The following is an 11,565-nucleotide window of genomic DNA, read 5'->3' as shown; positions in this document are numbered from 1 at the left end:
TCAGCCCTGACGCAGCGCAGTGCGCCGCACCCGGTACCTCTCCTTCACACCTCGCACATCACAAAGTCAGCCTTGCCAACATTGCATTCGGGGCAGCGCCAGTCGTCGGGCACGTGGGCCCAGAGGGTGCCAGGCGCGATCCCATGGTCGGGCAGGCCGGCAGCCTCGTCGTAGATCCAGCCGCAAACGGCACACATGTAGATTTTCATGGGGTGGTTCCTTCGGTGTGTGGCTGTGCGTCAGTCGTCATCGTGGTGCCGCTGGCGTTCGGTGGATGTGCCGTTGGCCACCCAGCCGCTGGGCGACTGCTGCCACTGCCAGGCGCCAAAGGCCAGTGTGGCGATCAGCAGCAGCGCGGCGAGCCAGGTGCGGTTCTTGGGGACCAGGTCGGGCCCCTTGCCCTCCACCCGGCCGGTGAGCATGGGCAATGCCTGGTTCTTGCGGCGCAGCACGCTCAAGCCCGCAATCAGTGCAATGTGGGCCAGCACCACCAACAGCAGGGCGTTGCCGAAGAACTCGTGCACTTCTTCCATCGCTTCTCCCATCCAGTTACCACCGAGCGCAGCACCCCAGTCGTTGTACGTGGCGTAGCCACTGAGCGTGAGGGGCACCACCAGCGCCAGCAGCAGCACGATGGCCAGCGCCATCAGCAGGTTCTGGCCCTGGCGCCAGTTGATTTGCGTGACGGAAGAGGCCTGGGGCAGGGCGCGCAGCCATGCGGGTGCCCCCGCCAGCTTGCGCCACAGCAGGCCGAGGCCCGAGGTGTGGGGCCCGAAGATGCCGTACAGCAGGCGAAAGCCCAGCAGCCCCGCCATGGTGTAGCCCAGCGTGACGTGCAGCAGCCGCCAGTGCTCGCCATCGGCCGTGGCGTAGGCCCCGGCAAAGCACAGTGCAAACAGCCAGTGGAACATGCGCGTGGGCGCATCGGTCACCCGGCGGCTGGGGGCCTTCGCGGGGGCGGGCTGCGCCGTGGCATCGGCGGGATGGAGGGTGGGGGTGTTGTTCATCATGTTTTCCTTGATCGGATACAGGTCAGATTCAATGCAGATCGAGAGCGGAGAACAGGGCTCAGCGAAGCGGTTCTGGCGAGGCGCTGTGTCGCAGGCAGTAGGTCAGTACGACAAGACACAGCAACGACGCCAGAAGAGTTCTGTTCACCGCTCTCAGTCGTTCCAGGCGCGGCGGGAGCGGGCATCCAGCCCCGCTGGCATGCGCAGGTCGTGGTCGTCGAATTGCCCCTGGTCTGCGCCCGTATGGCAGGCCGCACAGTTGGCAGCGCTTTTCACGCTGGCGAGCTTCCAGGTGGCGGGTTCGATCTTTCGGTGCTTGCGTTCAAACCAGGCCGAGCGAGTGATGCGGTCCTCGGGGGGCTCTTCGTTCACGCGCTTGTAGGTGCCGGCGTGGGCCTGCAACCACTGGTTGAGCTGGCGCACGGTGGCCGCGTCCAGCGATGCGTCGGTGCCGTAGTGCTTGTCGAGGCCCGTCATCACGCGGTTCCACGACGCTGCGGGCAGCAGGCCGGGCGGGTAGGCGGTGTGGCAGGCGGCGCATTCCTGCGTGTAGGCGTTGGGCACATTGCGGGGCATGGCACGCCCGCTGTCCGCGTTAGCGCTAGAGAGGGACAGCAGCGTCAGCGCGCACGCAGCGGCGGCCAGGGCTGCAGGTCGCAGGGGGGCAGGTTTTTTCATGGTGTCGGTCTCAGGGCTTGAGGGCATTGAGGTAGGCCAGCACATCGGCCTTTTCCTCCGCAGTGCATTCACGGCTCAGCACGTCGTTGCAGTTGCGGCGGAACCACTTGTCCACCTTGGTGGTGTCGGTAAAGGCCTTGGGGTTGAAGGCTGGGGCCAGGGGCGCAATCGGCTTGCCGGTGCTGGCATGTTTGCCTTGCGCGGTGGGCGGTGTGCCGTGGCAGGACGCGCAAGACCACTCGCCGCCATGGCGCGTGGTGAAGAACACTTTGCCCTTGTCGGCGTTGCCGGGGCTGCCGGTCTGCGCGCTCCAGTGGGCAAGCTGTTGGGCGGCTGTGGTGTCGGCGGCTTGGCTCGTGCCAGCGGCTGCCAGTGCGCAGAGCGCGGCAAAGGTCAGTGTGCGAAGGGAAGTCATGCCAGGGTCCTCGTGAGTTTTGTCTTGTGGGGCCATTGTTGAAATCCCTGCCTGAACGGCGCGTGAAAGGCCTGTTCATCGGCTGTTCAGATTTCGCACGGGACAATGCCCCCATGTTTTTCTCTCTCCAACCTGCGTCTGCGCACAGCCCCGTGAAGCGGTGGCGCCTGGCGGCTTGTGTGTTGTGCGCTGCCGCACTGGCCATGCCACCCGCCGTGGCCAGCGGCAAGGACGACCATGACCGCGCCCGGCAGGCTGTGCAGGCGGGCCAGGTACTGCCGCTGCCCACGGTGCTGGAGCGCCTGCAGCGCGAAGTGCCCGGCCAGGTGCTGGAAGTGGAGTTGGAGCAGGAGCGCGAGCGCTGGATTTACGAGATCAAGCTGCTGACGCCTGCCGGGCAGTTGACCAAGGTCAAGCTCGATGCGCGCACGGCCGAGGTGCTGCGTGTGCGGTCACGAGAATCGCGCGAAGATCAGCCGAGAAGCCGGGACACTCGCTGACACCTTTCCCACCACGACACTTCCATGCGCATCCTGCTGGTAGAAGACGACACCCTGCTGCGCGCCCAGCTGCGCACGGCGCTGCAAGGCGCGGGCTACACCGTGGACGAGGCCGACAACGGCCGCGATGCGCAGTTTCTGGGTGAGACCGAGGCGGTGGATGCGGTGGTGCTGGATCTGGGCCTGCCGGTGGTGGACGGGCTCACGGTGCTCAAGCGCTGGCGGGCCGCGGGGCGCAACATGCCGGTGCTGATCCTCACCGCGCGCGACAACTGGCATGAAAAGGTCGCGGGCATCGACGCCGGTGCCGATGACTACCTGACCAAGCCCTTTCACCTCGAAGAACTGCTGGCGCGCCTTCGCGCACTCATCCGACGCGCCAGCGGGCAGGCGTCGGCCGTGCTGCAGTGCGGAGACTGGTCGCTGGACACCCGCAGCGGCCGCGTGACCTGCGCGGGCCAGCCGGTGACGCTGACGGCGCACGAATACAAGGTGCTCGACTACCTGATGCACCGGCCCGGCGTGCTGGTGTCGCGTGCGGAGCTGACCGAACACATCTATGCGCAGGACTTTGACCGGGACTCGAACACCATCGAGGTGTTTGTGGGGCGCCTGCGCAAGAAGATGTCGCCCTCTGCCGACTCTTCGGCTTCGTCGGCGTCCCCGGCGGCTTCGGCCCGCATCGAAACCGTGCGTGGCATGGGCTACCGCCTGGTGCTGTCATGAGTGCGCCAGGCGTGCAAGGCGTGCCACCTGCCGCACCCGTGCGCTGGTCCCGGTCGTTGCGGGTGCGGCTGCTGGCCGTGACGGTAGCGGGCCTGGCTGTGGCTGTGGTGCTGGCGGGTTTTGTGCTGAGCGGGCTGTTCCGCGAGCATGTGCAGCGGCAGTTCGAGGCCGCCCTGTTGCAGCAGCTGGACCAGGTCACGGCGCGGCTGGAGTTTGATGCCCAGGGCCAGCCGGTGGTGGCAGCCCAGGCGCTGTCGGACCCGCGCTGGCTTAAGCCGTACTCGGGCCTGTACTGGCAGGTGGACGCCATGGCGCCCGACGGGCGCAGCCGGGTCGGGGCGTTGCGCTCGCGCTCCTTGTGGGACACCAGCCTGGCCTTGCAGGCGGATGCGCTGACCGATGGGGCGGTGCATGTGCACGAAGTGGTGGGCCCGCAGGGCGCGCCCTTGCTGGTGCTGGAGCGCACCGTGCGTGCCGAGGGCGTGGATGCGGCGCGCTGGCGCCTGATCGTGGCGGCCGATCTGCAGGCCACGCAGGCGGCCACTGCGCAGTTCACGCGCGTGCTGGGCTTGTCGCTGTTGGTGCTGCTGGTGCTGTTGACTGCGGCCGCCTGGGCCCAGGTGGCGGTGGGGCTGAAACCCTTGCAGGCGCTGCAGCGGGGCTTGCAGGATGTGCAGCAGGCACGCACCACCCGGTTGCAAGGCGCGTTTCCTGCCGAGGTGCAGCCGCTGGTGGATGACTTCAACGCCGTGCTGGCCCGCAATGCCGAGGTGGTGGAGCGCGCGCGCACCCAAGCAGGCAACCTGGCCCATGCCTTGAAAACGCCGCTGGCTGTGCTGGAGAACGCGGCCCATGCGCCCGCCCCCCCTGCCTTCCCCGCATCCTCCGATAGTGGCGCTGCGCTGGCCGATCTGGTGCGCGATCAGGTTCAGGTGGCGCGCCGGCACATCGACTGGCACCTGGCCCGCTCGCGCGCCGCAGCGACGGCGCATCTGCCCGGCCAGCGCACCGACTTGGCGCCGGTGGCGGCGGGGCTGGTGCGGGTCATGAACAAGGTGCATGCCGAGCGGGGTGTGGAGATCGCCGTTGTGCTGCCCGAGACACCGCTGTTTTTTGTGGGCGAGGCGCAGGACTTGCAGGAGATGCTGGGCAACCTGCTGGACAACGCCTGCAAATGGGCCCGGTCCACCGTGGGGCTGGCGGCGCAGGGGCCCATGGAGCGGGCCGACGGGCTGCCGCCCCAGCTGGTGATCACGGTGGAAGACGATGGCCCGGGCATCGGCGCTGCGCAGCGCGCGCTTGCCCTGGGGCGTGGCGTGCGGCTGGACGAAACGGTGCCGGGCACGGGGCTGGGCTTGGCCATCGTGCAGGACCTGGCGGCCCTGTACGCAGGGAGCCTGGACCTGCAATCTTCGGAACTGGGGGGGCTGCGGGCCGCACTCACGTTGCCTGCTGCCCTGCAAGCCCCGCCGCGATGACGACGAGGCTGCCTGCCTGCGTACCTACATGCTTGCTCCCGAGACGCAGACCACGCAGGTCTGGCACAAGATTGAAGAAAAAAATGGCCGTTTGCGCGCGACTGTATTCAGTTTATAGCTATCAATAAAATAGCAATCTACATCCGGCTGTCCACGCTGTTGCGCATGGCGGCCTCGGCCACGGCGTCCAGGGCGCCGTCCACCACGGTTTGCTGGGCGATCACGTGCAGAGCGCCTTGCTGGATCAGGCGGTCCACCAGACGCAGCGTCATCGACTGGGTGCGGCCCGATGCGCTGGTGAAGAGGAAGAGGTTGCCGTGTGATCCGATCCAGGACAGCTGGGTGCGCTCCCACCGGCCGGCCACCAGCAGGTTGACCCAGCTGCCAATGGCCAGCGGGGGCAGGGCGTGGGCCTCCCCCGGGGTGGGGTGCGCGTGCGCGGGTTCCGGGCTCTCGGACTCGGGGGCCTGGGAGGAGTCCATGTAGCCCGACTCCTTGGCCTCGGAGGGCGCGACCCAGGGGTCGTCATCGTCCAGGGGGGCTGGCTGCGGCACGGCAGGGGCTAGCGGCCCGGTGCGGGGTGCGGCGGCGCGGGGGGCTGCGGTGGGCGCTGCCGGGGTAGCCGGGCGCGGGCCGGGTTTGAAGGCCTGCTGGTGCAGCTGCATCAGCAGCTCGAAAACCGCGTCGGTCCGCTCTGCGGGGTAGTCGATGGAGGCCAGGCCCTCGCGCAGCTTGGCCAGCAGTTTGGGCAGCAGGCGCGCGAGCTGGCCGGTGTTCTTGCGGGTCAGCTCGGGCTGGGTGCTCCAGATCAGGGCCTCCACCAGCTCGTGGTAGCGGCCGGGGTCGGTGCTGTGGGTGGTGTCGGCCAGGCGCGCCTCGGCCATCACCTGGGCCCAGGGGCCGAGCAAAAAGCGGGAGACGGCGTCGGGCACCTTGCCAATGTCGGGCAACAGCCAAATCTCACGCGAGATCTGCGCTGCCAGCAGGTGGCGCCGCTCGGCATGTTCCAGCGCCTCGATGGCGCGCTGGCGCTCTTGCTTGCGGGCCTGCTCCTTTTGCTCCCACTTGGCGTGCAGCTGCTGCAGCACCTGCTCGAAATCCTCCGGCCCCTCGATGGTGGCGGTGGACAGCGGCCCGGCGATGTTCATGAGCGAGCGCATGAAGCTCTGAAAGCCCGGGGCCTCGGTGCTGTCAAACGCCAGGCTGCGGTCAGTGATGTCCTGCAGCAGGCACCGCGCCGCGTGTTCCTTGTGGCTGAAGAAGCGCGTGTCGGTCAGCGCCAGCTGCATCAGCGCGGGTTCCAGAGCGCGGATGAACTGCTGCACGGGCCACAGCAGCCGGTTGTCGCGTGCGATGTTGTCCACCATCAGCGCGACCACCTCGGTGCTCAGAGCCTGCGCCAGCCCGCCACTGTGCTGGCGGGGCAGGTTGGCGGGGACATCCCCGGTGGGGGTGCCAGTGGCCTGCGCTCGCTGGCTGCCCAGGCGCTCCATCATCTGGCCGACCTGGTTCATCTCCTGCAGCGCCTCGAAGGCGGCGGGCACGGTCATGGCGAAGTCGGTGGCGGGCGGGTCGATGTGGGGGAGTTGGTCCGGGTGCTCGAATTCGCGGGAGAAGCGCTCCGCAAAAGTCTCGGGGGCCGCCGGGTGCTGCTCGGGGGCGGCGGGCTCATCCAGCTCGCCCAGCAGCAGGCGGCGCAGGCGGCCCAGCGTGAGCAGGGGGTCGGCGGTGGCCGGGGCGGTATGGTTGATGGGGTCGATGGGGCCCACATCGTGGGCAGGGCCTGACTCAAAGCCAAAGCCGGGCGACGCGCCGCCCTCGGTGGGCGCCACATACACGTACTGGCCGTTGGCCTGGCGCATGGCGTAGCCCACGGGCTGCACGCCACTTTGCTGGAGCCGCTCGGTCTGCGCGACATACAGCGCGCGCAACTCCTTGCCCAGCGCCTGGGCCATCTGCCCCATCCAATCGTGCCGCACCTGCTCGGTGACCTGCATCTGCGACACCACGGCCTGCAGCGCCTGCAGAAACGCGTCGGGGCGCAGCGGGTTGTGCTCGGGCCGCACCTGCGGCAGGCCCAGTGCCGCGCACACCAGGGCGTCGAGGTCGGCCAGCGGCCCCTCCACGGCCGAGGCCAGCACCTGGCGGGCGCGGGCGCGTTCCACGCTGTCGCTGATCTGGGTCTCGTCCATCAGCTCCAGTTCGTCGAAGTGCACGCTGAACAGCGAGCGCGTGGCCTTTTCTTCCTTGTGCGCAGATTGCTGACTGAGTGCCTTGCGCAGTGCCTCGGGGTAGCGCTCGCACATCACCGGGGTCAGCCGCATGAGCTGCTGGCGGGCTTCGAGCATGGCGTGGTGCTCGCCCGGCGTGCGTGCCTGGTCCAGGCGCTGCTGCAGGGACATGCGCGTGGCTTCGGCAATGCGCTCCATCAGCGGGCGGGCCCCAGCGATCACGTCCTCGACGATGTGCTCGTACAGCGGGGCGGGGGGCGCGGAGGGAGCGGGGGCAGCAGACGGTGCGGTGTGTTTCAAAGCCATCTTTTCTGGAGAAAAACCGTTGCCCCGGATGGTAAGCCGCAAAAAAGGGGCCGAAGCCCCTTTTTGATGGTGGTGAGAACGGGTTTACCCGCCGTGGAACTTGACCACCAGCGGCACGATGAGCAGCGCCACGATGTTGATGATCTTGATCAGCGGGTTGATGGCCGGGCCCGCCGTGTCCTTGTAGGGGTCGCCCACGGTGTCGCCGGTCACGGCCGCCTTGTGCGCCTCGCTGCCCTTGCCGCCGTGGTGGCCGTCCTCGATGTACTTCTTGGCGTTGTCCCAGGCGCCGCCGCCGGTGCACATGCTGATCGCTACAAAGAGGCCGGTGACGATGGTGCCCATCAGCAAACCGCCCAGCGCCTTGGGCCCCAGGGCCAGGCCCACCACGACGGGCACGACCACGGGCAGCAGGCTTGGCACCACCATTTCCTTGATGGCGGCGCTGGTGAGCATGTCCACGGCCTTGCCATATTCAGGTTTGCCGCTGCCGTCCATGATGCCGGGGATGGTGTTGAACTGGCGGCGCACTTCCACCACCACGGCGCCCGCAGCGCGGCCCACGGCCTCCATGGCCATGGCGCCGAACAGGTAGGGGATGAGGCCGCCGATGAAGAGCCCGATGATGACCAGCGGGTCCGACAGATCAAACGAGATCGCCTTGCCGTAGCTTTCCAGCTTGTGCGTGTAGTCGGCAAACAGCACCAGCGCCGCAAGGCCCGCCGAGCCGATGGCGTAGCCCTTGGTGACGGCCTTGGTGGTGTTGCCCACGGCGTCCAGCGGGTCGGTGATGTCGCGCACGCTGCTGGGCAACTCGGCCATTTCGGCGATGCCGCCTGCGTTGTCGGTGATGGGGCCGTAGGCATCCAGCGCCACCACGATGCCCGCCATGGACAGCATCGACATGGCCGCCACGGCAATGCCAAACAGGCCTGCCAGCTGGTAGGCTGCCAGGATGGCAAGGCAGACGAAGATCACTGGCCAGGCCGTGGACCGCATCGATACCCCCAGGCCCGCGATGATGTTGGTGCCGTGGCCCGTGGTGGACGCCTGCGCGATGTGTTGCACGGGCGAGTATTGCGTGCCTGTGTAGAACTCGGTGATCCACACCAGCGCGGCGGTGAGCACCAGCCCTGTGGCGCAGGCGCCGAACAACCGCATCTGGCTGCCCGTGGCAGTGACGGCGTTGTCCGGCATGATCCACACCGTCACGAAGTAGAAAGCGATGAGCGACAGCACACCCGCAATCGCCAGGCCCTTGTACAGCGCGGGCATCACGTTCTTCATGCCCGGCGAGGCCTTCACAAAGAAGCAACCGATGATGGACGCGATGATCGACACGGCCCCCAGCGCCAGCGGGTACACCACGGCGTTGACCGGTGCGGTGGTCACCAGCAGCGCGCCCAGCACCATGGTGGCGATCAGCGTCACGGCATAGGTCTCGAACAGGTCGGCCGCCATGCCGGCGCAGTCGCCCACGTTGTCGCCCACGTTGTCGGCGATCACAGCGGGGTTGCGCGGGTCGTCCTCAGGGATGCCCGCCTCGACCTTGCCCACCAGGTCGGCGCCCACGTCGGCACCCTTGGTGAAGATGCCGCCACCGAGGCGCGCAAAAATCGAGATCAGCGACGAGCCGAAGGCAAAGCCGATCAGCGGGTTGAGCAGTGTGGCCAGCTTGGCGTTGGGCGTGAGGTTGCCGTTGCCCGCCAGGAACCAGTAGAACGCCGTGACGCCCAGCAGCCCCAGCCCCACCACCAGCATGCCGGTGATGGCCCCGCCGCGAAACGCCACATCCAGCGCCGGGCCGATGCCCTGCGTGGCGGCCTGCGCCGTGCGCACATTGGCCCGCACCGACACATTCATGCCGATGAAGCCGCAGGCGCCCGAGAGGACTGCGCCCACCACAAAGCCCACCGCCGTGGTGCCATCCAGAAAAATACCGATGAGGACCGCCAGCACCACGCCGACGATGGCAATGGTCTTGTACTGGCGCGCGAGGTAGGCAGCGGCACCGGCCTGAATGGCTGCGGCGATTTCCTGCATGCGGGCATTGCCCGGGTCTTTGGCGAGGATCCATCCCCGCGCCCAGATCCCGTAGGCCACCGCAATCAATCCGCAAACCAGAGCCAGTATCAGGGGGGCAGTCAGCGCTGTAGTTCCAGCCATTCGTCACTCCTTTCAATCTTCGCAGTTGCACGGAAGGAAACATCACAACGCAGGTCGGTGGTGCTTCCGCTGCGTTGCTTCCTCGTGCTCCTGGGCCGTTTGAAAAGGGCTGGGAGTCGATTGGCCAACGGGCCCAATTTACAGCCAAACCATGGTTTGCAAGCGGGTAGAAAGGGACCTGCGCCTAAAATCAGGGTTAATCCCGACGCTTCATGGCGCTTGTTTGCGTTGCGTCAGCGCTCTGTGCATCGCGGGTTGCCGTTATCCAAACCACTATTCAAAGACATGTCCCTCAACAACGTCACCCCTGGCAAGAACATTCCTGAAGCCTTCAACGTGGTCATCGAGATCCCGATGAACGCGGACCCGATCAAGTACGAAGTGGACAAGGAATCCGGCGCGATTTTTGTGGACCGTTTCATGACGACGGCCATGCACTACCCGACCAACTACGGCTATGTGCCGCAGACCCTGTCGGGCGACGGCGACCCGGTGGACGTGCTGGTGATCACCCCCTACCCGCTGCACCCCGGCGTGGTGGTGCCCTGCCGCCCCCTGGGCATTCTGATGATGGAAGACGAAGCGGGCGTGGATGGCAAGGTCATCGCCGTGCCCACCTCCAAGATCCTGCCCATGTACGACCACTGGAAGGACATCGACGACGTGAACGCCATGCGCCGCAACGCCATCGCCCACTTCTTCGAGCACTACAAGGACCTGGAAAAGGGCAAGTGGGTCAAGGTGCTGGGCTGGGAAGGCATCGAGTCCGCCAAGAAGGAAGTCGTGGACGGCATCGAGAGCTACAAGAAGTCGCAGGCCTGATAGCCCTTCGGGCGCTTTCAGCGCCCTGGCGCCGGTGCCGTATGCGCCGGCTGCTATCAAAATAAAAACACGCCACCCGGCCGGGTGGCGTGTTTTTTTTGTGGGCGGCGCTCTGGCAGGGTAGGGAAAAGCCGCGCCATGCGCGCCGGGGAGCGCTGATAGACTGCATTTTGTTACACGGCTGCGGCTGTCCCGGTAGTTCGAGGTACTTTGAGGTGATTCATGAAAATTTCTGATCTGCGCATTGGCGTCAAGCTGGCGGCGGGTTTCCTGGCGGTGGTGTTGCTCACCGCCTTGCTCGGCGCCATTTCACTGGTGCAGATGTCCCGCATCCACGCCAATGCCGAGGAGATCGCCACCAACCTGCTGCCCAGCGTCACGCAAACGGGCGAGCTGCGCGTGCTGCTCAACCGCATGCGCCGAGCGGAGGCGGGCATGGTCACGGCGCGCAGTGCGGCCGAGGTCAAGGCGTTTGCCGAGCAGGTCGCCGGGCGCCACAAGGACCTCAGCCGGGTCGAGGCGGTCTACGAGTCGCTCATCGATATGCCCAAGGAACGTGAGGTGTTCAACGCCTACAAGACCCGCAAGGCGGCGTATGTGGCCTTGCAGGACAAGCTGGCAGACATTGCCAAGGGCGTGGACTTCAGCACGGCCGAGACCATGGAGCTGACCGCTGACGCCTTGAGCATGCTGTATGCGGGCGAGTCGGAGTCGGCCTTTGTGACCACCGCCGAGACGCTGGGTGAGCTGCAAAAGATCAACTCGGACGCGGCCTTGCAGGCCAACGAGGATGCGAAGACGGTGTTCAATGTGGCGCGCGCATGGGTGCTGGGCACCCTCGGGCTGTGCGTGGCACTGGCCGCCGTGCTGGGCGTGGCCATCACCCGTGCCGTCACCCGCCCCGCCCACCATGCGGTGTTGGCTGCCCGCGCCATTGCCGATGGTGATCTGGCGACAGAGGTGCCTTCTGGCGGCAAGGATGAAATGGGCCAGCTGCTCAGCGCATTGGGCGACATGCGGGCCAACCTGGCGCGGGTGGTATCGGGCGTTCGCAGCAACGCCGAAGGCGTAGCCTCGGCGAGCTCGCAGATAGCCTCGGGCAACAACGACCTGAGCGCGCGCACGGAACAGCAGGCCTCTGCGCTGGAAGAAACGGCAGCCTCGATGGAAGAACTGGGCTCCACCGTGCGGCAGAACGCAGACAACGCGCGCCAGGCCAACCAACTGGCCGTG

11 protein-coding genes are annotated in these 11,565 nt (G+C 66.9%); 5 read left to right on the top strand and 6 right to left on the bottom strand.

The features are described from left to right. Positions 1–44: 44 nt before the first annotated feature. The 4 genes from AvAM_RS17470 to AvAM_RS17455 all read right to left on the bottom strand — a co-directional run bounded on the left by AvAM_RS17470 (position 45) and on the right by AvAM_RS17455 (position 2,103). Positions 45–209, bottom strand: coding sequence for a rubredoxin (locus AvAM_RS17470; protein ID WP_108625798.1), 165 nt, complete (start codon positions 207–209; stop codon positions 45–47). Positions 210–239: 30 nt separating this feature from the next. Next, positions 240–1,007: a cytochrome b/b6 domain-containing protein gene (locus AvAM_RS17465; protein WP_137748253.1), complete on the bottom strand. Its 768-nt coding sequence runs from the start codon at positions 1,005–1,007 to the stop codon at positions 240–242. A gap of 156 nt (positions 1,008–1,163) precedes the next feature. Continuing rightward, positions 1,164–1,688 carry a diheme cytochrome c gene (locus tag AvAM_RS17460; RefSeq protein WP_137748252.1) on the bottom strand — a complete coding sequence of 175 codons (525 nt, stop codon included), beginning with the start codon at positions 1,686–1,688 and terminating at the stop codon, positions 1,164–1,166. 10 nt (positions 1,689–1,698) lie between these two features. Further along, positions 1,699–2,103, bottom strand: a complete 405-nt coding sequence (locus AvAM_RS17455; protein ID WP_137748251.1) for a DUF1924 domain-containing protein — start codon at positions 2,101–2,103, stop codon at positions 1,699–1,701. A 113-nt stretch (positions 2,104–2,216) separates the two neighbouring features. Between AvAM_RS17455 and AvAM_RS17450 the strand changes: the two genes are divergently transcribed. Genes AvAM_RS17450 through AvAM_RS17440 form a run of 3 tightly spaced genes read left to right on the top strand, consistent with a single transcriptional unit; the run spans position 2,217 to position 4,807 of the window. Beyond that, complete coding sequence (locus tag AvAM_RS17450) at positions 2,217–2,603, top strand: PepSY domain-containing protein (protein WP_249368208.1); 387 nt, start codon at positions 2,217–2,219, stop codon at positions 2,601–2,603. A gap of 24 nt (positions 2,604–2,627) precedes the next feature. Then, positions 2,628–3,329 carry a response regulator transcription factor gene (locus AvAM_RS17445; protein WP_137748250.1) on the top strand — a complete coding sequence of 234 codons (702 nt, stop codon included), beginning with the start codon at positions 2,628–2,630 and terminating at the stop codon, positions 3,327–3,329. Beyond that, complete coding sequence (locus AvAM_RS17440; protein ID WP_171012300.1) at positions 3,326–4,807, top strand: sensor histidine kinase; 1,482 nt, start codon at positions 3,326–3,328, stop codon at positions 4,805–4,807. Before AvAM_RS17445 ends, AvAM_RS17440 begins: the two co-directional genes overlap by 4 nt. A 137-nt stretch (positions 4,808–4,944) precedes the next feature. On the opposite strand, the gene AvAM_RS17435 is transcribed toward AvAM_RS17440, so the two are convergent. Continuing rightward, positions 4,945–7,344, bottom strand: a complete 2,400-nt coding sequence (locus AvAM_RS17435) for a DUF1631 family protein (protein ID WP_137748249.1) — start codon at positions 7,342–7,344, stop codon at positions 4,945–4,947. Positions 7,345–7,428: 84 nt separating this feature from the next. Continuing rightward, the gene (locus AvAM_RS17430) at positions 7,429–9,510 is read right to left on the bottom strand and encodes a sodium-translocating pyrophosphatase (RefSeq protein WP_137748248.1); all 2,082 of its coding nucleotides are present in this window, start codon (positions 9,508–9,510) and stop codon (positions 7,429–7,431) included. A 285-nt stretch (positions 9,511–9,795) separates the two neighbouring features. On the opposite strand from AvAM_RS17430, the gene ppa reads away from it, so the two are divergent. Next, complete coding sequence (ppa, locus tag AvAM_RS17425) at positions 9,796–10,332, top strand: inorganic diphosphatase (RefSeq protein ID WP_063459579.1); 537 nt, start codon at positions 9,796–9,798, stop codon at positions 10,330–10,332. A gap of 222 nt (positions 10,333–10,554) precedes the next feature. Beyond that, positions 10,555–11,565 (top strand): MCP four helix bundle domain-containing protein (locus tag AvAM_RS17420; protein ID WP_137748247.1); only part of this gene is annotated, 1,011 nt, incomplete at its 3' end.

The sequence above is a fragment of the Acidovorax sp. NB1 genome, from assembly GCF_005405905.1.
In the GTDB taxonomy this organism is placed as follows: Bacteria; Pseudomonadota; Gammaproteobacteria; order Burkholderiales; family Burkholderiaceae_C; genus Acidovorax.
The sequence above is the reverse complement of the archived record's forward strand: the minus strand, read 5'-3'. Positions and strand labels throughout refer to the sequence as shown.

Excerpts from the sequence above, each read along its gene's own strand:
- AvAM_RS17435 (WP_137748249.1), bottom strand. The coding sequence starts at position 7,344 with ATGGCTTTGAAACACACCGCACCGTCTGCTGCCCCCGCTCCCTCCGCG.
- AvAM_RS17460 (WP_137748252.1), bottom strand. The coding sequence starts at position 1,688 with ATGAAAAAACCTGCCCCCCTGCGACCTGCAGCCCTGGCCGCCGCTGCG.
- ppa (WP_063459579.1), top strand. The coding sequence starts at position 9,796 with ATGTCCCTCAACAACGTCACCCCTGGCAAGAACATTCCTGAAGCCTTC.
- AvAM_RS17430 (WP_137748248.1), bottom strand. The coding sequence starts at position 9,510 with ATGGCTGGAACTACAGCGCTGACTGCCCCCCTGATACTGGCTCTGGTT.
- AvAM_RS17445 (WP_137748250.1), top strand. The coding sequence starts at position 2,628 with ATGCGCATCCTGCTGGTAGAAGACGACACCCTGCTGCGCGCCCAGCTG.
- AvAM_RS17455 (WP_137748251.1), bottom strand. The coding sequence starts at position 2,103 with ATGACTTCCCTTCGCACACTGACCTTTGCCGCGCTCTGCGCACTGGCA.
- AvAM_RS17450 (WP_249368208.1), top strand. The coding sequence starts at position 2,217 with ATGTTTTTCTCTCTCCAACCTGCGTCTGCGCACAGCCCCGTGAAGCGG.
- AvAM_RS17470 (WP_108625798.1), bottom strand. The coding sequence starts at position 209 with ATGAAAATCTACATGTGTGCCGTTTGCGGCTGGATCTACGACGAGGCT.
- AvAM_RS17465 (WP_137748253.1), bottom strand. The coding sequence starts at position 1,007 with ATGAACAACACCCCCACCCTCCATCCCGCCGATGCCACGGCGCAGCCC.
- AvAM_RS17440 (WP_171012300.1), top strand. The coding sequence starts at position 3,326 with ATGAGTGCGCCAGGCGTGCAAGGCGTGCCACCTGCCGCACCCGTGCGC.